Genomic DNA, 26,367 nt, shown 5'->3' on the forward strand with positions numbered 1-26,367 from the left:
GCAGTTATGACAGCGAAGCATTTGTTAGAAGTAAAGCAGCTGAGCAAATATTTTTCAATTACGAACAAGCAGGTTTTGAAAGCAGTAGACGGCGTGTCTTTTTATATTTCAAAAGGAGAAACCTTTGGACTTGTTGGTGAATCCGGCTGCGGAAAATCCACTGCCGGGCGAACAATCATTGGATTGTATAACCGTACATCAGGAGAGGTGCTTTATAAAGGGAAAAACGTGCATGAGCTATCAGAGAAAGAGAAATTTGCTTTTCATCGTAATATGCAAATGATTTTTCAAGATCCATATGCTTCACTGAATTCTCGTTCTACCGTAAAGGAGATTATCTCAGAACCAATGGAGGTTCACGGACTTTATTCCAATAAAAAAGAAATGCTGAACCGGGTGTATGAGCTGCTAGAAGATGTGGGGCTAAATCGTGATCATGCCAACCGCTATCCTCATGAGTTTAGCGGCGGGCAACGCCAGCGCATAGGGATTGCGAGAGCTTTAGCGTTAAATCCAGAATGCATTATTGCAGACGAACCTATTTCTGCTTTAGATGTATCTGTACAGGCTCAAGTAGTTAATTTATTAAAAAAACTCCAAAAAGAAAAAGGGTTAACTTATTTATTTATTGCACATGACTTGTCGATGGTAAAGCATATAAGCAGTCGTATTGGAGTTATGTATTTAGGGCATTTAGTAGAATTAACAACAAGTTCGGAGCTGTATCAAAAACCGCTTCACCCATACACTCAAGCTCTACTGTCAGCTATTCCTATTCCTGATCCTGACGTTGAGGATAATCGGAAGCGGATTGTTCTTAAAGGAGAATTGCCAAGCCCCATTAACCCTCCCTCTGGCTGCGTGTTTAATACACGCTGTCCTCTTGCAGTAGCAGCCTGTAAGACTCAAAAACCAGAGTGGCAGGAAGTTGAAGAAAATCATTTTGTGGCCTGCCACTTATACAATCAAAAGATAATGAGTACCAACTATATTGAAACAGCTGCGACAAAATGATGGAAAAAGCAAGGATGAAAATAGAAGATGCAGTTACGAAATGGAAACGGAGTAATAATGGACTTATACGGATTCATATTGAAGGGAAAGAATCCATACAGATTAATTCTTTTATCCAACAACGAGCAGCAAGTACAATCAAGCTGCTGCTTGCAATAGAGGCGTTTCGTCAAATTGATGAGGGCATCTTGGCTTTAACATCTGTCATTCAAAGAATGGAAAAAAATACGGTTGGCGGAGCAGGTGTACTTAGAGCTCTTCCGCGGTTAACACATATTAAAGTGGAAGAGCTGCTTACCCTTATGATAATGGTTTCTGACAACACAGCTACAAATGAGCTCATTTCTTTAGTAGGATTTGAAAAAATTAACGAATGTGCTAAAAATCTAGGATTAAAGAAAACCGTTTTAAACCGCTATATGATGGACGAAACAGCTGTTAAACAAGGGATTGATAATTATACGTGTGCCTCTGACGTAGTAAAGTGCCTAAAGGAAATATGTGAAGGAAACTTTTTGCGAAAATCTAGTTGCGAAAAAATAATGAGAATGCTAGAAATGCAGCAGTTTCGGCATAAGCTTCCAGCACGTATAGGATCAGCGTTTCAAGCTGCGAATAAGACTGGAGAACTACAGGGAGCGGAACATGATAGTGCTATTCTCATGCGAGGTAACGAAACGTATTATGCCGTTGTTTTGATAGATGGACTAAGTGACAATGAACAGGGAAGGAGATTGATTACTGATATTGGATACCTTCTGTCATCTAACATCTAAAAATCTTTTGACCATTTCAATAAGCGGGGGTAGTTTGGTCTCTTTTTATTTAATGTCTTCCATCAAAGAAAAACTCACATGTACTAATAATAAATGCTTGTCTTCTCAGATTTTGGCGAGACCGTTGTTTGCAGTGCTGGATTTGTGCTAGTAATAGATAAACATGTTCTTTTTCATAAAATTTTATGAAAAAATAATGATAAATCATTCATCCTATACCAACTTATTCATATTTTTTATATAATAGAATAATAGTATATATTTTAAACGAATAGTGAATGTCTATGCCAATTAGCAAGGAGCATGAAATTATTCGATTCATAAATGGTGGTGTATGTATGGCAAACGAACATGTAATGATAGATATTATAAAAGCATTTAAACGCAATTCAACTGAATCCATTGCCATGGATTTAATTAAGGAAGTGCGAGGGACATTTAGTCCTTTACCTAAATATATAGCGGATTTAATTGATGAGCTGAGAAAATTAAATTTAAAAGACGAAGTGATCAGTGTAATCTTGTATCAATCTGTATATGTGGCGGATCATCAATTTAATATTAAAGATACCATTACCAATCGTCAGTTTGTAAAAGATACGATTGAAATGGGCAGAAGATGGGTGCATCAGTACGGCCGAATTGAAACAGTAGAAGAAGCAATTCATATTGCAGAGCAAGTGTCTACAAAAGAGGACTTGCCTCATCATTTGCAAACAGCAACAATTGACGAAAAAATTACGCTTGAGGTGCAGCTTGATCATCAAACATATGAAATGTTAAAAAATATAGCGGTTTATTATGATCATCATTCCTATGAACAGTCAATGACTGTAGCAATTAATCGTTTATATACGCAGCTGCGCGATGCACAATCAAAAAATAGTTAAATGTCAAATCTCACATGTTCCGTGCACCATGTGAGATTTTTTAAGATGTGAAAGAGGCGCAGATGAAAATGTCTTGCTCCATCATTCATCAAAAGGAGGGAGAACATAGATGAGGGTATATTTATCTCCTCTTCAAGAAAAAGATGCTTCTAAAGTTTTTGCATATTGGTCGGATGAAGAGGTTACGAGATATATGAATATTGAGCCCTTTACGACGCTTTATCAAGCGGAAAGCATGATTGCACTTCTTCAAAGTTTGACGAAAGAAGGGAAAGCAACACGCTATGCTATTCGATTAAAGACTTCCGATGAGATTATTGGAACCTGCGGTCTAAACCGTATTGATTATGATAAAAAGCAAGCAGAGATTGGGTATGATTTAGGCAGACCTTTTTGGAAAAAAGGCCTCATGACAGAAGCGCTCTGCCTTTTGCTAGAAAAAGCTTTTGAAGAGTTTCATATACGGGAGATTGAAGCAAAAGTCGATCCTAATAATAAAGATTCAATTACGCTTTTAAAAAAATTCTCGTTTCAATTAAAAGAGGCGTATAAGTCAGATGATTGTACGTGTTTATACACCGTCAATAAAGAAAAAGTGAGCGCGATATTGTCAGGACGCTCAAAAAGTAAGAAGTAAATCCAACAGAAGTTCTTTTGAAATAGTAAATATTTTTAGGCCTTAACCGATAACAAAGAAAAGAACGAATTGAAGGAAGGTCATGAATGAATCATCATACACATTTACTAGAAGGGACGTACAATGAGTTACTCGTTACACTTTCTTTCCTTATCGCTATTACTGCGGCGTACGCTTCTTTTGGGTTAGCTAATCGTGTGAAAATTTCCCGGGCAAAATTTATTCAGTTTTGGTTAATCAGCGGGGCATTTACATTGGGAGTAGGCATTTGGTCCATGCATTTTATTGCCATGCTTGCTTTTCACTTGCCCGTAGATGTTTCATACAATTTATGGTTTGTTCTTCTCTCAATCTTGGGAGCGATAACAGGATGTTATATAGGCCTTTACCTCATTCACAAACAAAAGAAAAGCATGAAGGCACTCACCATTGCGGGGAGCTTTATGGGAGCTGGAATTGTTTTTATGCATTATTCCGGCATGATGGCAATGGAGCCCATTATGATTTCATATGATCCATTTGTCGTTTTTCTCTCTATTCTCATTGCTGTTGCTGCTTCTAATACAGCTTTGTGGCTTGGTTTTTACTCAAAGCTAAATGAAGGGAAGCTTACCGTTTTTGCTAAGCTTATTTGTTCTACTATTATGGGCATTGCTATTGCTGGTATGCACTATACGGGCATGCAGGCAGCTTCTTTTTCAGGAATGCGAAGGCCTGAACAATCAAACGGTTTTGCTTTAAATCCACTATATTTATCCGCCGTTATTATTTTTTTTGTTGTCTGCCTATTTACGGCTGTGTTTTTAACCATTTTTATGGATCGACGCGTACAAAAACAAGAAGTTTTAAAATGGGCTTTTTTTGAATCTGCCCTGGATGCTATTTTGGTGATTGATGAAAAAAGACATGTTTTATCGCTCAATTATGCAGCAGAAACGCTTTTCTCTCTTAAAGCATCAGATGTAATCGGGAGTGATGTTGTTAAGCTGCTGCCCTTCTATAAATTTTCTTCTCTACAAGACGGACGGACTGAGCACTCCCTTTTGATAAGTAATAGAGAAGTTACGGTTGAGATAACGGTGATGGCGGTAGCGATTGAAGAGACGGTTGAGTATATGCTGTATATACGCAATATGACGCAAGAGCGTGAAGCGGAAAAAACGTTGATTGAAGCAAAAAATCGTTATGAAAACTTGTTTTACTCCTCTCCATTGGCAATTATGGTCCATCGAGAAGAAGAGGTCGTGTCCGTGAATGATGCTATGATTCAGCTTTTAGGAGTAACGGAAGACCAGCTCGTTGGGAAATCGTTATATGATTTCTTTTCATCTGAACAAGTTCCTGATATTAAAAAAGGATTGAAGGCAGTAAGAGATAGAAAAGATGAGCCAAGACCTCCATTAGCTCAGTTGAAAATGTTTAATGCGTTAGGTAAGGAACTCTTTTTAGAAGTAAAATCTACGCTCATTCAAATTAATGGAGAGACGCTTTTTCAGACAGTAACTAGAGATGTAACGGAGCAGAAAAAAGCTCAAGAATCGCTTCAATATATGGCTTTTCACGATATGCTAACAGATTTACCAAATCGAAGTATGTTTTCAAACATTGTAGAGAAATCCATTGATTCAGCAGCTGCTTCAGGAAAAAAGCTTCATTTCTTATTTTTAGACCTCGATCGTTTCAAACAGGTAAATGACACGCTTGGTCATCATGCTGGAGATCAGCTTATGCTTCAGGTGGTCGATCGAATGAAGAGCTGCCTAAGAAACCAAGATGTGCTTTCGCGTTTTGGAGGAGATGAGTTTTTAGTTTTACTGCATGATAGGACGGATGAAGAAGTGAGAAAAATCTGTCAATCATTAAATGACTGCTTATCCACTCCTTTTGTAGTGCTATCGAGAGATGTTTATTTAGGGGTAAGCATCGGAGTTAGTTTATTTCCTAAAGATGGAAAAACGCTTGAGGTGCTAGTTCGCCATGCTGATTTAGCGATGTACGAAGTCAAAAAACAAGGGCGTAATCATTATCTGTTTTATCAAAAAGAAATGCAGGTTCATACTACGCGACGAATGAGAATTGAAGATGGTTTACGAAAGGCTTTTGAGCTGGGCGAAATGGAGCTTCACTATCAGCCGAAAGTCAATATTCAAAGTGGCCATATTGTTGGAGTAGAGGCTTTGATCCGGTGGACTCACGCCGAGATGGGCGTTATTTCTCCCGCAGAATTTATTCCGATTGCTGAAGAAACAGGCGTTATTGTTACATTGACGAAATGGGTATTAAAAAAAGCGTGCCATCAAAATAAGTATTGGCAGCTGAAAGGACTTCCTCCCTTAAAAATGAGTGTGAACATATCAAGCGTGGATTTTGGTACAACTGATTTTGTTGATTATGTGTTAGATGTCTTGCGTGAAGTAGAGTTAGAATCACGATATTTAGAACTTGAAATTACGGAAAGTGTAACGATGAAGCATGTTGAGCAAACAATCGAAAAGCTACAAATTTTAAAAGATGCAGGAGTATTTATTTCGATTGATGATTTTGGCTCAGGATATTCCTCATTCAGCTATATTCAGAAGCTGCCTATTCATACGCTGAAAATTGACCGGTCTTTTATTAAAGATTTAGATCCTAATACAACGGAAGTATCGATTGTCAGAGCCATTATTACACTAGCCAAAAGTTTGCAGCTATCCGTCGTAGCAGAAGGTGTAGAAGAAGTTGAACAAGTAGAACTTCTTCATAAAGAAAAATGTGATGAAGTGCAGGGATACTATTTCTCCAAACCGATTTCAGCGCAGGAATTTTATGAGAAATTTCATAAAATCGAAGAAAAAATGGAATTTGTTCATTAATGTAAAAAGCCGTTCTTATTTAGGGACTGACCCCCTAGAGTGAGACAAATAAAAAACACCTTTAAGTTAAAAAACGGGTATGTAGTACCTAACAATAACTTGGAGGTGTTTTTTCTATGGGGACAAGAGTCAGTTATCCGGTAGAAATAAAATTAAAAGCGATTGAAATGAGATTAGCTGGTATACCTGTAAAAGAAGTATTGTCACATCTGAATATTCGTAATCATACCCAATTGAAAACGTGGATGACATGGTATAAAAATGGAGAAATGCATCGATTTGGACAGCCTGTAGGCAAGCAGTATTCATATGGAAAAGGTCCTGAATTTAAGAGCGAGACGTCTAAGTTAGAGGCAGAGAACCGGCAGTTAAAGCAACAGATTGAGATCTTAAAAAAGTACAAGGAATTGGAAAGGAAGTGGTACCAGAAATTGTAATAAACACAGTGGAAGAGCTAAAAGGTCAGGTGCCTATTTATCAAATCTGTTTACATCTTAATATCCCTCGATCCACTTACTATCGTTGGAAGCAACATACAAAACGGGATACATTAAAGAAATGGATGGAACAACAAGTGGGTGAACAATGTCATAAACACAAGTTTCGATATGGCTATCGAAAGATTACAGCATTACTCAATCGAACGATGAAGATTAATCATAAGTTTGTGCAGCGTGCCATGCAGAAGTATGGTTGGCAATGTCGCGTAAAACGGAAGAAACGTCAGCGAACAGGGCAACCTTATCAGGTTGCAGAGAATGTATTAAATCGTGAATTTCGAGCTGATCGTCCTCTTCAAAAACTAGTGACGGATATTACCTACTTGCCTTTTGGACCCAAACAGTTGTATCTTTCAAGTATTCAGGATTTATTTAACGGAGAAATCATTGCGTATTCCATTGGTGATTGTCAAAACGTAGCGTTTGTTTTAGATACGTTAAGTCAACTTCCTTCTTTGCCTGAAGGATGCACGCTGCATAGCGATCAAGGTTCCGTGTACACATCGTATGCTTATCAACAAAAAATCAAAGAAAGAGGCATTACCATGAGTATGTCCCGCAAAGGGACTCCCGCAGATAATGCCTCTATCGAATCGTTTCATTCCTCGCTAAAGTCTGAAACGTTCTACCTTGACGAGTTGACATATACTACGACCACCATCGTAGAGCAAACCGTCAAAAACTATATTACTTATTATAACAATGCCCGTATTCAAACAAAACTAAACAACCAGTCACCGGTACAATATCGGCAACTGGTCGTTTAAAAGGTGTTTTGATCCCTGTCTCAAAAACAGGGGTCAGTCCCTTTAAAAGAACGGCTTTTTATTATTGGTTATTTCGATATACATAAGGGTCTTTTGGAGACTGCTCACGCTTTACTTTTGTTACTTTCACAACAGGGATGGTTTTTTTGAACGGCTGGTAATACATTGTACTAATTTTTCCTGTAACCGTTGCCCAGTCATCATTTTTAAAAGTAACATCATCTGGAAACTCAATAAGCATTCCAAACACCCCTGAATCTGCAATACAATGAATGATACCAAAGCGAAAGAGAAAATATTGATTCTTTTTTAATTCTTTCGTTTGATACATAAATCCTTTAAAAGAAATGGTTTTGTCAGTGAATTCACCAGGATATCGGTAAATAGTCTCCATTGCATTTAAAAATTCCTCGTCTTCTAAGTTGATATTTTCTCCTTTAGAAAACTTTTTAAGATCACGATGAATCATTTTGTCATAGGCTTCTTCTCCGTAAAAAGAACTTGTGTCAGGCTGTAAAAATTGATGAGAAGAATAAGGATCATTTTTGTCATAAATAGGAAAATGAAACCCTTTAGCTTCAACAATATTAGAATCAAGGGTTGCGACAGGTAAAAATAAGACCGTGAGTACAGGTAAAATATAAATTGGGTACCATACTCTTCGTTTCCATTTGCCATCTTGCTGATTATGGACGCATCCACAGCTACAATCATCATCATGTTTTTTAGGGCCTATCATGTAAAAGATTAATTCTGCAATGGTCAAGAACCAAAGGACAAAGATGGTGCAAAATGAAATCCAGGAATATTTCATATTGATATATTTTGAGATATCCCCAGTTGCATGAAGGTGCATGAAGATGAATGTAAACCCTATTAAAATTAAAATACGAATCATGCCAAATCCCTCCTTACTAATGAACAATTAAAATCGAAACAATAAGTACTAAAATGAAGACATACGCCAAAAGCGTAAAGACAAATTTAGTCTTAAACTGGCTTAGCATCATCAGCGTATTCTTGATATCAAACATTGGACCGAATACCAAGAATGAAACAATAGCACTATCTGTAAACGTACTGCGAAACGAGGAAGCGATAAACGCATCTGCAGAGGAACAAAGCGATAATACATAGGCAAGTCCCATCATTACCGCATTTGATGAAACATTTCCTTGTCCCAATGAAAGTAAAGTAGAGGTCTTCACGAACGTTTGCATGCCGGCGGCAATTAATCCGCCAATAATTAAAAATTTCCCAACAGAAAAAAACTCATCAATAGTATGACGAATCGATTGTGAAACTTTCTCACTCATTTTCTTGGGGGAAGTATGCAAATGAACCTCACGTTTTGTCTGAGGTGCTTTGAATTGAACACTTAAAATAAGACCTACAAGTAAGGAAACAATAAAAGCTACTCCTGCCCGATAAAATACTATTTTCCAATCATTTCCGAAAGCTACAAAGGTAGAAAATAAAACAACAGGATTAATAATAGGGCCTGTTAACATAAAAGGAATGGCAGCATAAAGGGGAACCCCTTTTGCCATTAAGCGCCTAGTAATAGGAACAATTCCACATTCACAGGCTGGAAAAAGAGCTCCAATCACACTAGCTAATATGACAGCACCTATTTTATTTTGAGGAATAACTCGAGCCATCATTTCATCCGTTACAAAAATTTGAATAATTCCTGAAATGATCACGCCTAATAATACAAAAGGAAGAGCTTCAATAAGAATACTAATAAATATAGTATTCATTTGTAATAGAGACGAATTCATTATTTTCACTCCAAAATTAAGTTTATCTAAAATGTATTAGTGCAATAAAGTTGTATTTGGTCAACTTATACATAGTGTATCGTAAAAAGGGAAGGGAATAAAGCTTTTTCAAAAAGAAGTGAAAGGATTTTTTTGTTATTTATTCAAAATATGTCCCGTATTATGAGAAAACTATTGACTCATCTTGAATTAACAGATAACATTGATGATAATGATTATCAGCGTCATCAAGAGTATATACATAGGAGGAAGCATTAAAATGAAGCAAGTTAAAAAGATTAGACTTCTCAGTATAGCTACTATTGTTGCTATTTTATTTGTTCTAGCAGGATGCGGGTCAAATCAAAATTCTTCAAAAGAAAATTCAGATAATAACCAAAAGGTGTCTGTTCAGCATGATCTTGGAAAAACGAAAGTTCCTAAAAATCCTAAAAAAGTAGTTGTTCTTGAACTATCCTTTGTGGATGCTCTGCAAGGTTTAGGAATGAAGCCAATAGGGATTGCAGACGACAACAAAAAAGATATGATTAAAAAACTTGTAGGTGGAAAGATTGACTATACTTCAGTAGGAACACGTCAACAGCCGAATTTAGAAGTAATTAGTTCCCTGCAGCCGGACTTAATCATCGCCGATGTGCAGCGTCATAAAGCAATTTATAAAGAATTAAACAAAATTGCACCTACAATCGAATTAAAAAGTCGTGAATCTACATATGAAGAAAATATAGACTCATTTAAAACAATTGCAAAAGCAGTAGGAAAAGAAAAAAAAGCAGAGCAGCGATTAAATGAGCATGAAGAAACGATTTCGAAATTAAAAAATGAGTTAAAAGAAGAAAGTGGTCAGACAGTCTTACCAGCAGTTGTCAGAGATACTTCTTTCCAAGCGCATACGTCTTCTTCTTATGACGGAGAGTTTCTTGAAAAGCTAGGGTTGAAGAACGCTGTGCAGAACAAAGAAGCATATGCTGAAATGAATTTAGAACAGTTGTCAGACATTAATCCAGATATTTTAATCCTAGCAAATAATGAAGGCAAACTTGTAACGGATGAATGGAAAACAAATCCTCTTTGGGAAAATTTAAAAGCTGTTAAAAATGATAAAGTGTTTGTAGTAGACCGTGATTTATGGACAAGATTCCGAGGGGTAATTTCAGCTGAGGCAATTGGAAAAGATACGGTTAAGTTACTAAACAATAAGCAGCAGTAATATAACGGAATCTGACAAAGAGGCGAGAATAGTTATTCTATTCTTGCTTCTATTTGTTTAGAAAAGAAAACTGTAGAAAGTGTGTTGGAAATGACAAATCTTGTCCAAAAGCAAAAAATAAATAAATACATTGTGTTGGTAGCTAGTGTTTGCTTGTTAATCATCGGAATGATTTTACATGTCACTGTGGGATCCTCTGCAGTTAGTTTTACAGAAGTAATTAAAGCAATTTTTGCTCCTGATGACTCTAAGCAGACAACGATCGTACAGACGCTCAGGTTGCCAAGAGCCGTGCTGGCAGCTCTTATTGGAGCCAGCTTGGCAGCTGCTGGAGCATTGATGCAAGCTATTACACGAAATTCGCTTGCTTCACCCCAAGTGTTTGGGGTAAATGCAGGTGCTTCATTAGCGATTGTAATAGCTTTTATTCTATTTCCTGATTTTACCTCTCAATCAACTGTTTATATTGCCTTTTTAGGAGCAGCTTTAGGAGGAATAACGGTTTATTTGTTCGCATCGGGCGGAAAGACAACTCATGTGAAACTAGCACTTGCCGGAATGGCCGTGCATTTATTTTTATCGTCGCTTACTCAAGGAGTGATTGTGTTAAATGAACAAGCTACGGACGTTTTGTATTGGCTTGTAGGTTCTATTAACGGGAAAGACTGGACTCATGTAAAAATTTTGTTACCTTGGTCATCTCTAGGTCTTCTTCTAGCTTTTGTATCATCTCGTTCTATATCGATTCTAGTGTTAGGAGAGAATATGGCAACGGGTTTAGGCGAAAAGGTAAAATGGATTCGCTTTTTTGCAGGTATACTAGTCATTATGCTTGCAGGTGCATCTGTTGCCGTTGCGGGGCCAATTGGGTTCGTAGGTCTCATTGTACCTCACATAGCTAGAAAATTAGTAGGAGGAGACTACCAGCGAATCCTGCCATTTTCAGCTCTATTAGGAGCCATTTTGCTTGTCTATGCCGATGTACTTTCTCGTTTCATTGCCTATCCTTTTGAGTCGCCAGTAGGGATTGTAACAGCTCTTATCGGAGCTCCTTTCTTTTTATATCTTGCTAGAAAAGGGAGGAATATTAAGCAATGAAAAGAAAACACCCTTATCAAATATTAAGTATCTTATTGCTATGTTTAATCATCACGGTTGTAATTAGCTTAGGAGTAGGAGCCGTTTATATTTCCCCTGCAGAAATCTTTCAGCAAATAGTAGGTAGTTCCCAAGGTAGTTCCTTTATTTTAACAAATTATCGCATTCCACGTACCCTCATTGCTATTGTGGTCGGTGCGGCTTTAGCGGTAGCAGGAGCTATTTTGCAAGGGATATTAAAAAACCCGCTTGCTTCTCCTGATGTTATCGGTGTAACAAAAGGAGCAGGGCTATTCGCCGTTTTTATCTTAATTGTATTTCCAGCTGCTTCTATGCTTCTGCTGCCGCTTTCAGCTTTTTTAGGAGCATCGGTCATCGCCGTTATACTCATGGTGTTTTCTTATTCTCAAGGAGCTAAAACTCATACGCTGGCTTTAGTGGGTGTAGCTTTAGGAGCTATTTGCCAGGCTGGAATTCAGTATTTTATGATTAAGTTTCCAGATGACGTGAATACAACTCTTCTTTGGCTTACAGGAAGTTTATGGGGAAGAGGCTGGAGTGAGCTTTTGATGTTAATTCCTTGCGTCGTACTTGTTCCTTTTATTATTATATTTGCATCTAAGCTCGATATTTTAAACTTAGGAGATGAGATTGCAGTTGGCCTAGGAGAGCGAACAAAGTACGTTCGTTATACACTATTGAGTATGGCTGTGATATTAACCGGTTTATCTGTAGCTGTAGTTGGGTCAATTGGATTTATTGGTTTAATTGCTCCTCATATTAGTAGGAGGTTAGTAGGGAGTCGGTCGAAGTTCTTGTTACCAGTTTCAGCAGCAGTAGGTGCTTTATTCCTGATAATTGCTGACAGTCTCGGAAGAGGGGTTGTGCCGCCCATTGAGATTCCAGCTGGAATCGTAACATCCGTTATTGGTGCCCCTTATTTTCTATATTTACTGCGGCGTGAACAGAAAAAATAGGAGAAAGGAGGAAGAGTAATGACCAAGTTAACTGCGGAAAAACTTTCGCTATCATATGATTCAACTTCAGTTATTCGCGATATTGACCTTCACATTCCAGAAGGAAAGATAAGCATAATCATTGGATCAAATGGCTGCGGAAAATCAACAATCCTTCGTTCATTGGCGCGTTTATTAAAGCCGACAGAAGGAAATATTTATTTAAACGGAAAAGATATTCATCAACATTCATCAAAAGAAGTAGCAAAAAAACTGGCTATTTTGCCTCAAGCTCCTGAAGCTCCTGAAGATTTAACAGTAAAAGAGCTATGCTATTATGGTCGTCACCCTCATAAAGGCTTATTTGCTCGCTATTCTGCTGAAGATCATCAAATTGTAGAGGAGGCTTTACAAGCAACTAAACTGTCTAATTTAAGTCATCGCACACTGGATGCGCTCTCTGGAGGACAGCGTCAAAGGGCCTGGATTGCAATGGCATTAGCACAGGGTACGGAGCTTCTGCTTTTGGACGAGCCTACCACATATTTAGATTTAGCTCATCAGATTGAAGTGCTTGAACTTCTTCGTTTCTTAAACCAAAAGAGAAATTGTACAATTGTGATGGTCTTGCACGATTTAAACCAAGCAGCTCGCTATGCAGATCATTTAATCAGTATTTCAAACGGTCAGATTTACAAAGAAGGTTCTCCTGCTCAAGTATTTACAGAAGAAATGATAAGGGATGTGTTTAATTTATCATCAACTATCATTCAAAATCCAGTTGATGGTTCACCTCTATGTATACCAACTGGAATCATAAAATAAACTGCACTTAAAAAAACAGCGTACTATTTTCACATAGTACGCTGTTTTACATTTAAGGTCAGAGCTAACAGTTTATACAATACATAGATTCCAAGGTATGCACCGGTTAATAAAAAAGCTGAATTTAAAAAGATTGCATGAATGCTCGTCATAAAAACAGTATGATTTTTTAAGATACGATAGATAGAAGCAGCGGCTATATTTCCAAATACTAGCGCTGAAAGAAGGGCTAGCGTATTAAAAACTAGTTCTGCTCCTTTCCACTTTAGTGAGAAAAAAAGCATGATAATAGGAACAATAATACTTGCAGAAACCAACAGGAAAATCAATGGACCATCTCCAATACGTTATCTTATTACAGTTACATAGGATAATGTGTTTACTTATTTTTAGATAGTCTTCCCTTTTTATAGTCTGTTAAGCTTTTTTCTTCCATTTTTTACTTATATAAAAAAGTAAAGTAATGGATAAAACCACTAAGATGATTTTTCCTTGCATAGATCCTTGTGAAATATGATAAACCGAATAAACTTCAATAAAAAGCGCTGGAATTTTTCCAAGTGCGCTAGCAGAAATGAATACCGCAAAGGAGCCTTTTCCTACAGCACTGAAGAATGTAATGAGGCCTGATGGAACAAAGGGAAGTAATCGCAAAGAAAGAATGAATATAAAACTCTCTTTCCCTTGTACGCGCAGCAGCTTTAGCCACTTGGAGTGAGAAGGTGTTTTGGTATGAACAAGTGTACGGAAACCTTTTCGGTACAGCCAAAAAGAGAGAGCTACACCTAAAACTTCTCCAATAAAAGAAAGTAAAAATCCATTCCAAAAACCAAATAATTTTACGTTTACGAACGTAAGGGGCGCGCTTGGAAATACGCCCGTAATGCTAATAAGGATGTTCAAGAGAACACTAATAAGCTCTGCTGCTTCTAAATGTTCAAGCAGAAATGTTTGAAGATAGTCAGTCATGGTTATACTCCCGTTTATGTTTTATATGTAGGGCTAATTTAAGCTCATTTTCTACTATTATATAATTTTTGGCATGAAATAAGCAGTCAGCAGTTTATAAAAAACGAAACAGGGTAACTACTTACTAATGAAAGACGATTTACTGATTTGAAGGGATGGACAACTCATGTTGAAATTTTTGCTTGTTATTGTGGTTGTATTATTAATTATTATGATTTTTAAACGCATTATCCGAAAATAAAAATGCTAACTAAGCAGCTCGTGAGACCTTTCTCACGAGCTCTTTTGCGGAGCTATTCGGCAGCTCAACAATACACTTTTTACTGTGATGAATATCACTGCAGCTAAAGAAATGAAGGGGTAAGATAGAAATGGGAGGGAGGTATATGGAGCTAATATTCTATCTCAGCACTTATTTATCAGGGGGAGCTATCGCATTATGGCTAATTAATGCAGCGTTTAATGGATTATTAAAATAACAGAGGGAGAGAAAATGAACGATTCTAAAGGTATATTTAACAATAAAGAAAGAAAGCTTGCTCGCTATTTGGAGACGTACACAACCGAGCAAATTTTAAACGAAGCAGGTATGTCTTCGTCTGCTGCGTTATATGAGTTGAAAAAAATAAGATTACCGCGGGCAGTTGCTAATACGATTGTTTATTACGTACTGGCAACCAATAATCAAAAGCTGGTTATGTACAAACTGCTCATGTTAGCGGGCGTTTGTAAAAAGCTTGGCATTCAAGATGCACAGGCAGCCCTCACTTTTATCAAAAAATATTACGTTTGTCATCAGCATTTACACTAAAAAGCACATCTGTCTGAGGGGGAAAAGAGATGAATATTATCCCGTTTAAGCAGCGTTCATCTGCGGAAATTTATCAAGATAAAGAACAGCCGTTTCAATGTTTCATTGAGGGAGATCGATTTCAGTTAGATTTGTATATGACGTATTTATTTCATCGCTGTCATTCTAGCAGGTATAGATATAGCCGTGTTAACAGAAAGGGTAGGATGTAATGATAAGATACCGGTGGTAAACGGCTTCATTTTCCTAATGGAATAATGAAGCCGTTTGTTGTGTTAGAAAGAATGATTTACTATGATGTAGTTAATGATAAAAGAAAAAAGGAAGGGAAGGAACGTAATGGATTTACATAATTGGGAATATTGGATTTCAAAGCTTGAGCTGCAGCCTCATCCAGAAGGAGGGTTTTATAAACAAACCTATCGTTCTAATGATGAAATTTCTGATAAAGAAGTGTCATCTCAGTTTGATGACAAACGATTTCTATATACGAGTATTTACTTTTTATTAAGGTCTCACGATGTATCGCATTTCCACCGGCTGCAATCAGATGAATTATGGTACTATCATGGGGGAAGTTCTTTAACCATTCATATTATCTACCGCGACGGAACCTATCAAGAAGTAAAACTAGGTACAAACTTAGAAAATGGAGAAGTTCCTCAATTTTTAGTTCCAAGAGATACCATTTTCGGTTCCTCTGTCGCAAATGAGAATACGTTTTCCCTGGTAGGGTGTATGGTCGCACCAGGCTTTGATTTCCGTGACTTTGAATTATTCACAAAACAGCAGCTGCTTGATGAATTCCCCGAGCATGTCGTGATCATCGACAAATTAGGGTACGATAAACTCCCAAATGATTAAAAAGCATGCATCTCGGTTTGATGCATGCTTTTTTCATTTGAACCATCCTTTTTCCTTAAAGCGAGTAATGGCTTCAATGCGATTCTTTACTTCGAGTTTGTCCAGAATGGTAGAAATATAGTTGCGCACTGTTCCGGTCTTAATAGATAGTTCGTCAGCAATTTCCTTTGTGTTTTTTCCATCAGCTACTAGAGCTAATACTTCTTTCTCTCTAGCAGTAAGAGGACTGGTAGATTCACTATATAAGTCATCCACTAATTCTGGAGCATAGAGGCGTCTGCCTGCCATCACGCTTCGAATTGAATTTGCGAGTTCTTCACTTGGACTATCTTTTAGCAAGTAGCCACTTACGCCTGCTTTCAAAGCTCTTTGAAAATAGCCGGAGCGAGCGAACGTTGTTAAAATGATGACTTTGCAGTTTAAATCTTTCAGTTCCTCTGCAGCTTCAAGCCCAGTTTTAAGTGGCATCTCGATGTCCATTACGCATATGTCTGGCTGGTGCTGCTTAGCAAGTGATACCGCTTGTTCCCCATTTGAAGCTTTTCCGACAACTTCCATGTCATCTTCTAAATTTAACAAAGAGCCTAAAGCTCCTAACATCATTTGCTGATCTTCGGCAATGACAATTCGAATCATAATTGTTCCTCCTTAATATGTTTGACGATGTTTGGAACTGTAATATGAATAATCGTCCCCCCTTGACTGGAGATATCAAGATGGCCGTTTACAAACTCCAACCGCTCTTTCATTCCTAAAAGTCCGTTTCCTTCCCAGCAGGTTTTTTTCGTATTAATACCCACTCCATTGTCTTCTACCGTTATGCCTACTTCTTTTGCAGACTGATGTAAAGTAATCGTGCAAACGGTGGCTTGACTATGTTTGACCACATTGGTTACGGCTTCTTTTAAGCACATGCTCAGAATATTTTCAATTAGCAAAGACACATTCTCTAATGAAATATCCTTTTCTCCTACAAACGTAATTTCGGCAGCTTCTAAAAGCTCTTGAACGCGTTTTAGTTCTTCGCTAAGGCGAATTCCACGCATTTGAGAAACCATTTTTCTCACTTCATTAAGAGCCGTGCGCGCTGTTTGCTGGACATCTTTTAATTCAGATTTTGCTTTTTCAGGATCTTTTGCAATAAGTTTTCTTGCTAAATCACTTTTTAGACCGATAAGAGACAGCTTTTGTCCTAGCGTATCGTGCAGGTCGCGAGCTATACGCTGGCGCTCTTCCTGTTTTACAAGCTCAGAAATACGTTTATTTGCATCTTCCAGCTGTTCTTCCAGCCGGTCTCGCTTCTTCCGGTTATAAATGCTAAATGGCAGTACAATTACACTAATGGAAATTACAAAAATGAAAGGCAGCTGTTTTAAAAAGATCTCTTCTTGCATAACTACGTTAAAGTTTACCGAAATAACGGTGCTGATCAAATGAACAGCATACAAAGTGAAGAAAGCGAGCCGTTTTTGGATATTTCCAATAAAATAAGCGATAAAAAAAGCGAAGTAAAAGGCAAAGTAAATATAATTAAAAATCGTTGTTAGTGCTAAGGAAATGACGATTAATAAAGCCGTCCATACGTAAACGGACTTGTCTGTTGAAACAAATGCAAAACGATAGAAAATAAAAAATAAGATGGTGAGTAAAGAGCCAAGAATAATGTGATTCATGGATGAAGACTGTAAGATAAAATAAAATGGTAAAATGGCAAATACCGTCCATATGTAAGGAGATAGCCCAGTGATTTTTTGGAAAAACGTATATTTTTTCATAAAGAACCTCATTTGTTTGTTAAAATACACTATTAGTTTACCACAAAGTAGAATGAAATAAGTTTAGGCGAATAGATAAAACAGTCAAGCTTTTGAAAGCTTGACTGTTTTATTAAAGTTCTGCTTTTGTTTGAGAAGAAATTCTGCTTGCTTTTGGTGCAGCTGAGCGTTTTTTTATTTCTTTAAAGCTCACAAACATTTTGTTTTCTTCATCCCATAAACGGAATCGAAGAGAGCGAAGGCTTGTTGCGAGTGTAATGGTTGGTACATTTTGAAGAGGCTGTGTGTGTTGATGAACAGCTTCAAGCTTATAGTTGGGCACTCTTGGGCTTAAATGATGTACGTGGTGAAACCCGATATTGCCTGTTAGCCATTGCAAAAGTTTTGGAAGCTTGTAAAATGAACTTCCTTCAACGGCTGCTTTTACATAATCCCAGTGCTCATCTTCTTCAAAATAAGAATCTTCAAACTGATGCTGTACATAAAACAGCCAAATTCCAATTGAACCTGAAATGAAGAAAATCGGTCCTTGGATTAATACAAACGCCTGCCAACCTACCAACCAGCAGGTCGCTGCTGCTAATGCAACAATCAATACATTTGTAAGATACGTGTTCATTCTCTCTTTTTTCTTCGCATTTTTTCGATTGAATCGGTTTGTAATCAAAAATACATATATAGGTCCCACGCCGAACATAACGAACGGGTTGCGATAGATACGGTAAGCGATTTTTTTCCAAATAGAAGCTTCTTTATATTCCGTTACGGTTAACACCCAAATGTCACCCGTACCTCTTTTATCTAAGTTGCTGCTTGTTGCATGGTGAATGGCATGGCTATGTCCCCATTGACTGTAAGGAAACATCGTTAACACACCGGTAATTGTTCCGAGAATTTTATTGTGTTGTCTACTCTTAAAGAAAGAGTAGTGACAACAGTCATGAAAAATAATGAATATTCTTACTAAAAACCCTGCTGCGATGACAGTTAGCGGAAATGCTAAAAAATAAGAAATTGAAAGGCTCTCATAAGCGAGAAACCATAGTGTGAAAAAAGGTAAAAAAGTATTAATCAATTGTCTTATGCTGTCTTTCATTACTGCTTTTTCAAAGGGTGCAACTTGTTTTCGTAAATTCTTTTGTTTTTGTATAGTCATATGAAATTCCTTTCATCACCGTATATTATCCTCAGTATAAAGGGATTTTTCTGACTATTTAAGACATACGTGTCATATAGAAACTATGACACTTGTCATATATACGTAGGGGGAAGCTGTAAAAAATGAAAAAAAGCGGTATTTAACAGTTTGCGGTTCTGATAAAATTATACAGTGAAGGCTTATTGTGACGGAGCATTTAAGAAAAAGGAGTTTGAAATGAATAAAAGAAATAGATGGGTATACCTGCTTCTAGCTATTGTTGTCATGGGAGCAGGCCTATTATCAAGAAAACTTACTGCGTATCTTCCTCACATCGTAAATATATATGCGGGAGATTCGTTATGGGCCTTAATGATTTTTGTCAGTGCGGGTTTTTTGTTTCCTACATGGAAGACAAAATTGATTGGTATGTTTGCTATAGTGTTTTGTTACTTCATTGAATTTACACAGCTGTATCACGCTCCTTGGATTGATGACATAAGAAAGACTGCGCTAGGAGGGCTCATTTTGGGGTATGGCTTCTTATGGAGCGATATACTAGCCTATTCGATTGGAGTCGCGGTAGGAATGAGCTGGGAGTATTATAGATATCGATTTAAAAGACCCGCCTAGCAAATACGTTTCAATGAATCTTAGAACTCAGCTGAGGATGGAATAAGCCGTAGGGTTATGAAGCAGGATGTATATACATAAAAATAAACTTATGCATAAAATTTTTTATTTAAAACCTATTATCTATTCGTTGAACGAGAGGAAGAGAGGGGATTATTTGAATTTAATAGCCTGGATGATTATTGCATGTGAAATCGCTTTTTGGATAGTCATCATTTTAGGATTAGCAACAAGGTATATGTTTAAAAAACAAAAGCTCAGTTTTTTTATTTTAGCTTTAACACCTGTTGTTGATTTTTTTCTTCTGATTGTGACGGGCGTAGACCTTTACGGAGGTGCTACAGCGACTTATGCTCACGCTATTGCAGCCGTGTATATTGGAATTTCGATCGCTTTTGGAAAAAGTATGATTCAATGGGCAGATGAACGCTTTCAATATTATGTGATGAAAAGTGCAGAAAAACCTCGTAAGCGCTATGGAAAAGAATATGCAAAGCATTATTTTAAATCATGGATACAGCATCTTCTTGCTTATGCTATTGGGGCAGCTCTTTTAGCGGCGATGATGTATATAGTACCAAATGGAAAAACTAACGTGCTGCAAAATGTAGTGGAAGTTTGGACAGTTATTGTAGGAATTGATTTCTTATTATCTCTTTCTAATTTCGTTTGGCCTAAAAAAGAAAAAGAGTCTGGTTATGCTAACTCATAAAAAGGCATCGATGCTTGAAAAGCCAGTGAAAAAACCTCCCTGTAAGGAGGTTTTTTGTTTTACCATCCAGGGTATAGGTATATGAATGATGCTTGTCTGAGGTAGTTCAGTTTAGTTGCTTAAGCGGCTAAACTGCTTTTTGTGCAAATATATGTACATTTTATGTAGCATGCATGATAAGAATTCTGTGTATTCCATATACTACCTCATATGAAAGGTAGGCAAGTGATACAATACAGTTTGTTTTTAGGAGAGCTTTTATGAAAAAACGCCGGTTGGACTTTATTTTTTTATTTATTATTTTACTTTCAATTTATGCTTTCTTTTTTACCTCTATTGATATTCATTGGAAGTATGCCTTAGTTGGATTATATGGTGTCATCATTTTCATTTGTATGTATTCACTTATGCTTGAAAATCGAACGCCTGAAAGTACGTTGGTTTGGATGTATGTCCTCTTTTTCTTCCCTGTTGCAGGCTTTTTCTTTTATTTGTATTCAGGACAGCTCTATTTAAAGGGGCATATGTTCAAAAAAAAGCGTATGCATAACCGAGAGATGCTTAGAAAGATGGCAGATAAAGAAACGACGCCTGATCTATCAACGCTTCAATCTCATCAGCGTTACTTTGCTCAGTATCTTCAATGTGTATCTTTGACAAAGATGAATGTTCATACAAAAACCTACGTCCTTAAGAACGGGCAAGAAACGTTTAACGAAATCAAAAAGCATTTGCAGTCAGCCAAACATTTTATTCATATGGAATACTACATGTTTCACTCAGATTCGTTAGGAAAAGAAATCATTGATATTTTAATTAAAAAAGCAAGCGAAGGTGTAGAAGTGCGCTTTACGTTTGATACAATGGGAAGCTTTACATTATCGGGTTCAGATATTAAGCGAATGAAGAAAGCGAATGTTAAAGTGCATCCTTTCTTACCTATTAAGTATGGATTTTTTAATCAAAAATTTAACTTTCGAAACCACCGTAAAATAGTTGTAATTGACGGGGAAGTAGGTTTTGTAGGAGGACTAAATGTAGGAGATGAGTACTTAGGGAAAAATAAAAAAATCGGTTTTTGGCGAGATACCCACCTGATGTTAAGAGGTGAATCTGTTCAAACGCTGCACTCAATTTTTATGTTTGACTGGGAATACGTTTCTGGAGAATGCTTAATTCATAATGAAGCGTATACAAAACCTCATCGTGTTGAAGGAGAAGGGTTCGTTCAGGTAGTGGCGACGGGGCCAGATACGCAGGAAAATATGAGCGACTATTATTATACAATGATTACAAGCGCGACGAAGTCAATTTGGATTTCTACCCCCTATTTTGTTCCAAACGAAGCTATAAGAACTGCTCTTCGTATTGCGGCTAGAAAAGGTGTAGAAGTACGAATTATGGTGCCGGAAATTAATGATGGCTTTCTGACTCAATATGGAACAAGATCATATTTTGCCGAACTTCTTCGATGTGGAATTGAAGTATATTCGTATAGAAAAGGATTTTTGCATCAAAAAATTGTGATTATCGACGGAGATATGGCTTCGGTCGGTACCGCAAATATGGATATGAGAAGTTTTCATCTGAACTTTGAAGTGAATGCATTTTTAATTGAGGGAGAGACGATTCAAACGCTCATTAAAAATTACGAAGAAGATATGGAAGACAGTCATTTGATCAAACCAGTAGCATTTTACAAGCGAAGTTTAGTAGAACGTTCGAAAGAGTCATTTGCTCGCTTATTTTCAGGTGTTTTATAAAATAAAGTTTGTTTTCAAAAAGCAGGAGGAAACGTATGGGTGAATCTCCATTTGTTAAAAAAGATACGTTTGGTCGAAAGTTACATCGCTTAAAAGAACGCACTAAGCCGTTTGTCGTGCGTTTTTCACGGTTTGGTCATGTAGCTCAAGGTGTGGTCTATTTTGTCATCGGTATATTAGCGATTCAGACAGCTTTCGGATTAAAAGGCGATTTAGTTACTTCTCAAGGGGCCCTACACACAATTGCAAAGCAGCCGTTTGGATTTTTAATTTTAATCGTTTTGGCAGTAGGTTTAAGTGGATATGCGTTTTGGCAAATCATTTCTGCTATTTTTGACCCTCACCACGTTGGGCATGGTGTAAAAGGCGCTTTTACTCGTTTAGGCTATTTAGTTGTAGCCACGTTTTATATTAGTCTTTGTGTGAGTTCGATAAAAATTTTGCTTCATGCTCACGTTCATACGTCAGGTAAGCATTATCAAACGGTATCAGCCAAGCTGTTATCTTATCCCTTTGGGCAAACCATCATTGCGCTTACAGGTATCGGCGTTATTATCTTTGGGATTGGACAAGTATATTGGGCTCTTTCAGGACGCTTCCTAAAAAAACTAAAGAAAAACGAAATGTCAAAAGAAGAGTGGCGATGGAGCGGGCATATTGGAAAAGCGGGTATTATTGCTCGAAGTATCGTCTTTGGGATTATTGGCTTCTTTCTTATTCGCACGGCTCTTCAAGCGGATCCAGACGAAACGAAAGGGTTAGATGGAGCCCTTGCTGAAGTAGCGCAGCGTCCTTTTGGGTCTGTACTGCTGGCTATCGTATCAATCGGGCTTATGGCATACGGAGTATATATGTTTGCAGAATCAAGGTATAAACGAATTGATCCTTAATAAAATTTAAAAGATGAAAAAGCTACTTTTTAGCCTTCTGCTCATATCATATAGCAGATAGATAGTGAACAGGAGGAGAGGCAGATGCCATCGGTAGTAGGAGCCGTAAATATCTCGAATGTATTGGTTTCATCTTCAGTGGAGTTTGGTGATTGTCTGGCTATTAAGCCAAAGAGTACAGCTTTTACAACAGTCGGTTCTGGTAGCGGGAACACAGGAAACTTTATGAATATTACAAGCAGTGCCAGTACCGCCAATACAATTGATATGGATATTAACGATCAAAATGTAGTGGGAAATGCATAAGAAACGAAAGCTTATCGTCATCGGACGGTAAGCTTTTTTATTTGAGTTTGACGTATACCCAAACGTTTCTTTACCACAATGTACCTCTAGGATTCTATCTTATAGGAGTAGTAAACTAGACAGGTGATGTCAAAAAGTGGGGAGGCGAGATTATCAAATGAAGAAAATATGTATGAGCCTACTTATTCTCTGTCTTTTCAGTGGAGGATTGGCCCCAATAAGTAAAGGAGACGCTGCTTCTTCAGTAGGCACTGTCAAAGGTGATAATGTAAATGTGTATCGTTCTCCATCTTTGCATTCTTCGGTTGTTCAGACAGTGAAAAAAGGAGAAGAATTTCCTGCTATTTCATCTGAAGCGGGAGATGCAGCTCAAGTTATCACCCATAAAGTAGTGCCAGGAAATACACTATGGCTACTAGCTAAACAATATGGTGTAACAGTCAGCGAGCTAATAAAACAAAATCAGCTAAAAACGACGGAGCTAACTCCGGGGCAAACGCTGAAAATACCACCAAAAGGCTTGTTACATAAAGTAGTATCAGGAGATACGCTTTGGAAAATCTCTGTAAAGTACGGTGTAAAAGCGACTGAATTAACAAAGTTAAATCAGCTATCATCAACAAATATTAAGCCTGGACAAATGCTTATTATTCCTGATTACTATGTACAAGTACAGCTTTTGGAAGGGAAAAAGGGCTGGATCAAAAAATCTGATTTAGCACAAAAGAAGCATCAGCCAGTAGTTATGGGCTGGAGCTTTAATGAAAAAACAGCAGGCTATGCAGAATCGATGAAACAAAAGAACTTAGACGTTGTTTCACCACGCTGGTTTACGCTAACGCGGAGTGACAAAGTTGTTTCATCTTCTATAAATCCATCGTATGTTCAAACGGCTCACAAAAACGGCAAAAAAGTCTGGCCGCTCATCGGTAACAATTTCGATGATGTGCTGACAAGTGACGTCCTAGGCAATAAAGCAAAGCGGCAAAAGCTTGTATCGTCAGTCGAAAGTTCGCTTGTGAAAACAAACAGTGACGGTATTAACGTTGACTTTGAAAATATTAATATCAAAAACAAACAAGATTTTGTTTTATTTATTAAAGAATTAAAAGCAGCGTTAAAGCCTCATGGTATGACCGTTTCAGTAGACGTAACACGAGAGAATAATGATCCGTTTTGGTCAGGAAGCTTTGATCGAAAACAGATTGGTCAAGTGGCAGATTACGTCATTATGATGGGTTATGAAGAACACTGGGGAGGAAGTCAGGTTCCAGGGTCTGTGGCTTCGCTGCCTTGGGTGAAAGAAGGAACAGAACTTCTTATGAAAGATGTACCTGCACACAAAATCCTGCTGGGAGTTCCTTTTTATACGCGAGAATGGAAAACGGATCTATCTACCAAAAAAGTTGTCACAAAAGACTTAACGATGAAAGAAGCCGAAGCAATTATCTCTTCTAAAAAGTTAACTAAAAAATGGGACAGCCAAGCCTCTCAGTACTATGTAGAATACACCGAAAATGGTACGAAGCATCAAATATGGCTCGAAGACAAAGCATCTATGCAGCGCCGGGTTAAATTAATTAATGACTATCATTTAGGCGGGGCGGCAGCTTGGTATATTGGTTCAGAAACATCAGATATATGGGAGTTATATAACTTCTAAATAAAAAACACACCTTATGCTTAATGTAGCTAGGTGTGTTTTTTATTTTCATCATATTGAAGCGCATACATCTATTTACAAACAAGATAAATTTTACAATATTTGTTTTTCTTGAGTTAATTTATAACTATATTCCAAAATGAGCCTATTTAACCTTTTTTTAGTTGAAAACGCTTAATGACTTTACGATAAAGATAATTTATAGTAAATTCAGTTTCTATACAATAAATTTACCAAATGAATAATTAAGTGATTTAATTATTAACTAAGTGAAAGGAATGGATGTTATGGGAAATGTATTAGTAATAGGCTTTCCAGGTGAAGGACATGTGAACCCTTCTTTAGGAATTGTAAAAGAATTAATGGCTCAAGGGGAGAAGGTCGTCTATTACGGCATTGAAGACTATGCTGAAAAAATCCGAAAAGCAGGAGCGGAATTTCGTGAATACGAAGATTTTCGTCCAAGTCTTGATATGAGCAACCGTATGACCAAAGAAGAGTCTTATGACCGCTATGAAATAATGAATTTGTTTTTAAATGAATCTGAAAATATTATTACTAAAATTATGAGTGAAACGAAACATGAAACATATGATTATGTACTTTATGATTATCACCTTTTAGCAGGTTCCGCTGTGGCCGACCTTCTTCAGCTTCCAAAGGTTTCTCTTTGTACGACGTTTGCGTTAAATAAGGAGTTAGCAACTTGTATGATGCCAAGTGGTCAAACAGAACCTGACCAATCTTCCTTTTATCCTCAATTCGAAAAATCATTAAATAAGTTCAACAGCCAATATAATACGGAGTTAAAAGACTCCATGGACATTATGTCAAATCCAGGGGATATTACGTTAATATTTACGTCAGAATTCTTTCAGCCGCACGTATCTGAATTTACGAGTGAGTACAAGTTTATTGGTCCTTCAATTGTTAAACGATTAGATATTGAAGATCCTTCTTACTTACAAAATGAAAATGAAAAAATTATTTTTGTTTCTATGGGAACTATTTTTAATCAGCAGCTAGAAATCTATAACTTATGTATAGAAGCATTAAAAGATTTTGAGGGTAAAGTTATTTTATCTATTGGTAAAAATACAAAACCTGAAGAATTAGCACACATTCCAGAAAACTTCGTTGTAAAACAATACGTACCGCAGCTAGAAATTTTAAAACGTGCGGATTTATTTATTACTCACGGCGGAATGAACAGCAGCAGTGAAGGATTATACTACGATACACCGCTTGTCGTTATTCCAATGGCAGTGGATCAATTTATGGTGGGCGATCGCGTGCAGGAGTTAGGAGCAGGCGTGAAATTAGATAAAAATAATGTATCTGCTGAGCTAATCAAAAATACAGTTAACGACGTTTTAACTACTCACACATATAAACAGCATGCACAACAAATCGGAGAATCACTTCGCTCAGCGGGAGGATACAAGCAAGGTGTGAAAGAAATTTTCAAGATGGTGCCTGTTAAAGCGTAATAGATGTAAGACAGCTAGATAACTAACAGAGAGGAGTAAAT

At 37.2% G+C, this 26,367-nt stretch carries 27 protein-coding genes; 20 read left to right on the forward strand and 7 right to left on the reverse strand.

The annotated features are described in order from the left end of the window. Positions 1-6: 6 nt before the first annotated feature. The 6 genes from MKX72_RS07585 to MKX72_RS07610 all read left to right on the forward strand — a co-directional run bounded on the left by MKX72_RS07585 (position 7) and on the right by MKX72_RS07610 (position 7,439). Entirely contained in the window at positions 7-1,014 is a 1,008-nt protein-coding gene (locus MKX72_RS07585; RefSeq protein ID WP_155008255.1) for an ABC transporter ATP-binding protein, read from the forward strand. A gap of 14 nt (positions 1,015-1,028) precedes the next feature. Further along, on the forward strand, positions 1,029-1,790 hold the full coding sequence (locus MKX72_RS07590; protein ID WP_235918765.1) for a serine hydrolase: 762 nt from the start codon (positions 1,029-1,031) through the stop codon (positions 1,788-1,790). A 338-nt stretch (positions 1,791-2,128) separates the two neighbouring features. Continuing rightward, complete coding sequence (locus MKX72_RS07595) at positions 2,129-2,680, forward strand: hypothetical protein (RefSeq protein ID WP_013056190.1); 552 nt, start codon at positions 2,129-2,131, stop codon at positions 2,678-2,680. Between the two features lie 109 nt (positions 2,681-2,789). Then, positions 2,790-3,317: a GNAT family N-acetyltransferase gene (locus MKX72_RS07600; RefSeq protein WP_034266572.1), complete on the forward strand. Its 528-nt coding sequence runs from the start codon at positions 2,790-2,792 to the stop codon at positions 3,315-3,317. An 86-nt stretch (positions 3,318-3,403) separates the two neighbouring features. Further along, positions 3,404-6,172 carry a bifunctional diguanylate cyclase/phosphodiesterase gene (locus MKX72_RS07605; protein ID WP_034266574.1) on the forward strand — a complete coding sequence of 923 codons (2,769 nt, stop codon included), beginning with the start codon at positions 3,404-3,406 and terminating at the stop codon, positions 6,170-6,172. A gap of 116 nt (positions 6,173-6,288) precedes the next feature. Beyond that, positions 6,289-7,439 (forward strand): IS3 family transposase gene (locus tag MKX72_RS07610; protein WP_098627244.1). Its coding sequence is split into 2 segments (ribosomal slippage): positions 6,289-6,559 and positions 6,559-7,439, totalling 1,152 coding nucleotides; the frame shifts between segments, so codons are not numbered across the junction. Between the two features lie 61 nt (positions 7,440-7,500). Here the strand turns inward: MKX72_RS07610 and MKX72_RS07615 are convergent. Both MKX72_RS07615 and MKX72_RS07620 read right to left on the reverse strand, forming a co-directional pair. Continuing rightward, positions 7,501-8,337 carry a TIGR03943 family putative permease subunit gene (locus MKX72_RS07615; RefSeq protein WP_034266576.1) on the reverse strand — a complete coding sequence of 279 codons (837 nt, stop codon included), beginning with the start codon at positions 8,335-8,337 and terminating at the stop codon, positions 7,501-7,503. A gap of 16 nt (positions 8,338-8,353) precedes the next feature. Beyond that, positions 8,354-9,223 carry a permease gene (locus tag MKX72_RS07620; protein ID WP_033578462.1) on the reverse strand — a complete coding sequence of 290 codons (870 nt, stop codon included), beginning with the start codon at positions 9,221-9,223 and terminating at the stop codon, positions 8,354-8,356. Positions 9,224-9,482: 259 nt separating this feature from the next. Here MKX72_RS07620 and MKX72_RS07625 point away from each other — a divergent pair, with 259 nt between their 5' ends. The 4 genes from MKX72_RS07625 (at position 9,483) to MKX72_RS07640 (ending at position 13,312) form a co-directional block, all read left to right on the forward strand. Further along, positions 9,483-10,433, forward strand: coding sequence for an ABC transporter substrate-binding protein (locus MKX72_RS07625; protein ID WP_098627150.1), 951 nt, complete (start codon positions 9,483-9,485; stop codon positions 10,431-10,433). Positions 10,434-10,523: 90 nt separating this feature from the next. Further along, positions 10,524-11,531: a FecCD family ABC transporter permease gene (locus MKX72_RS07630; RefSeq protein ID WP_098627151.1), complete on the forward strand. Its 1,008-nt coding sequence runs from the start codon at positions 10,524-10,526 to the stop codon at positions 11,529-11,531. Continuing rightward, a complete protein-coding gene (locus MKX72_RS07635; protein ID WP_028414010.1) occupies positions 11,528-12,508 on the forward strand; it encodes a FecCD family ABC transporter permease in 981 nt (326 codons plus the stop codon). The genes MKX72_RS07630 and MKX72_RS07635 overlap by 4 nt, the downstream gene beginning before the upstream one ends. A gap of 18 nt (positions 12,509-12,526) precedes the next feature. After that, entirely contained in the window at positions 12,527-13,312 is a 786-nt protein-coding gene (locus MKX72_RS07640) for an ABC transporter ATP-binding protein (RefSeq protein WP_028414009.1), read from the forward strand. A gap of 29 nt (positions 13,313-13,341) precedes the next feature. Here the strand turns inward: MKX72_RS07640 and MKX72_RS07645 are convergent, their stop codons facing one another. Both MKX72_RS07645 and MKX72_RS07650 read right to left on the reverse strand, forming a co-directional pair. Next, positions 13,342-13,641 carry a hypothetical protein gene (locus MKX72_RS07645; RefSeq protein WP_028414008.1) on the reverse strand — a complete coding sequence of 100 codons (300 nt, stop codon included), beginning with the start codon at positions 13,639-13,641 and terminating at the stop codon, positions 13,342-13,344. 88 nt (positions 13,642-13,729) lie between these two features. Then, complete coding sequence (locus tag MKX72_RS07650) at positions 13,730-14,281, reverse strand: TVP38/TMEM64 family protein (RefSeq protein ID WP_028414007.1); 552 nt, start codon at positions 14,279-14,281, stop codon at positions 13,730-13,732. Between the two features lie 493 nt (positions 14,282-14,774). Here MKX72_RS07650 and MKX72_RS07655 point away from each other — a divergent pair, with 493 nt between their 5' ends. The 3 genes from MKX72_RS07655 to MKX72_RS07665 all read left to right on the forward strand — a co-directional run bounded on the left by MKX72_RS07655 (position 14,775) and on the right by MKX72_RS07665 (position 15,956). Continuing rightward, positions 14,775-15,092 (forward strand): hypothetical protein, encoded by a 318-nt coding sequence (locus MKX72_RS07655; protein ID WP_028414006.1) that lies wholly within the window; start codon positions 14,775-14,777, stop codon positions 15,090-15,092. A gap of 29 nt (positions 15,093-15,121) precedes the next feature. After that, positions 15,122-15,304 carry a hypothetical protein gene (locus tag MKX72_RS07660; RefSeq protein WP_155008609.1) on the forward strand — a complete coding sequence of 61 codons (183 nt, stop codon included), beginning with the start codon at positions 15,122-15,124 and terminating at the stop codon, positions 15,302-15,304. Positions 15,305-15,431: 127 nt separating this feature from the next. Further along, the gene (locus tag MKX72_RS07665; protein ID WP_028414004.1) at positions 15,432-15,956 is read left to right on the forward strand and encodes a cupin domain-containing protein; all 525 of its coding nucleotides are present in this window, start codon (positions 15,432-15,434) and stop codon (positions 15,954-15,956) included. A gap of 33 nt (positions 15,957-15,989) precedes the next feature. Here MKX72_RS07665 and MKX72_RS07670 read toward each other — a convergent pair whose 3' ends face one another. The 3 genes from MKX72_RS07670 to MKX72_RS07680 all read right to left on the reverse strand — a co-directional run bounded on the left by MKX72_RS07670 (position 15,990) and on the right by MKX72_RS07680 (position 18,887). Beyond that, positions 15,990-16,592 (reverse strand): response regulator transcription factor, encoded by a 603-nt coding sequence (locus tag MKX72_RS07670; RefSeq protein ID WP_013056197.1) that lies wholly within the window; start codon positions 16,590-16,592, stop codon positions 15,990-15,992. Continuing rightward, a complete protein-coding gene (locus MKX72_RS07675) occupies positions 16,589-17,731 on the reverse strand; it encodes a sensor histidine kinase (RefSeq protein WP_028414003.1) in 1,143 nt (380 codons plus the stop codon). Before MKX72_RS07675 ends, MKX72_RS07670 begins: the two co-directional genes overlap by 4 nt. A 112-nt stretch (positions 17,732-17,843) precedes the next feature. Continuing rightward, on the reverse strand, positions 17,844-18,887 hold the full coding sequence (locus tag MKX72_RS07680) for a fatty acid desaturase (protein WP_028414002.1): 1,044 nt from the start codon (positions 18,885-18,887) through the stop codon (positions 17,844-17,846). 219 nt (positions 18,888-19,106) lie between these two features. Here MKX72_RS07680 and MKX72_RS07685 point away from each other — a divergent pair, with 219 nt between their 5' ends. The 7 genes from MKX72_RS07685 to MKX72_RS07715 all read left to right on the forward strand — a co-directional run bounded on the left by MKX72_RS07685 (position 19,107) and on the right by MKX72_RS07715 (position 26,326). Continuing rightward, the gene (locus tag MKX72_RS07685) at positions 19,107-19,502 is read left to right on the forward strand and encodes a ribosomal maturation YjgA family protein (RefSeq protein ID WP_098627153.1); all 396 of its coding nucleotides are present in this window, start codon (positions 19,107-19,109) and stop codon (positions 19,500-19,502) included. Between the two features lie 157 nt (positions 19,503-19,659). After that, a complete protein-coding gene (locus tag MKX72_RS07690) occupies positions 19,660-20,214 on the forward strand; it encodes a hypothetical protein (RefSeq protein WP_155008608.1) in 555 nt (184 codons plus the stop codon). Positions 20,215-20,474: 260 nt separating this feature from the next. Next, the gene (gene cls, locus MKX72_RS07695; RefSeq protein WP_033578467.1) at positions 20,475-21,977 is read left to right on the forward strand and encodes a cardiolipin synthase; all 1,503 of its coding nucleotides are present in this window, start codon (positions 20,475-20,477) and stop codon (positions 21,975-21,977) included. Between the two features lie 35 nt (positions 21,978-22,012). After that, the gene (locus MKX72_RS07700) at positions 22,013-22,867 is read left to right on the forward strand and encodes a DUF1206 domain-containing protein (RefSeq protein WP_033578468.1); all 855 of its coding nucleotides are present in this window, start codon (positions 22,013-22,015) and stop codon (positions 22,865-22,867) included. 84 nt (positions 22,868-22,951) lie between these two features. Next, positions 22,952-23,173, forward strand: a complete 222-nt coding sequence (locus MKX72_RS07705; RefSeq protein WP_028413997.1) for a spore germination protein — start codon at positions 22,952-22,954, stop codon at positions 23,171-23,173. A 208-nt stretch (positions 23,174-23,381) separates the two neighbouring features. Further along, positions 23,382-24,836 carry a LysM peptidoglycan-binding domain-containing protein gene (locus MKX72_RS07710; RefSeq protein ID WP_235918784.1) on the forward strand — a complete coding sequence of 485 codons (1,455 nt, stop codon included), beginning with the start codon at positions 23,382-23,384 and terminating at the stop codon, positions 24,834-24,836. A 287-nt stretch (positions 24,837-25,123) separates the two neighbouring features. Further along, positions 25,124-26,326 (forward strand): macrolide family glycosyltransferase, encoded by a 1,203-nt coding sequence (locus MKX72_RS07715; protein ID WP_033578469.1) that lies wholly within the window; start codon positions 25,124-25,126, stop codon positions 26,324-26,326. Positions 26,327-26,367: the final 41 nt, after the last annotated feature.

The organism is Priestia sp. FSL R5-0597 (assembly GCF_038006305.1).
GTDB lineage: Bacteria > Bacillota > Bacilli > Bacillales > Bacillaceae_H > Priestia > Priestia zanthoxyli.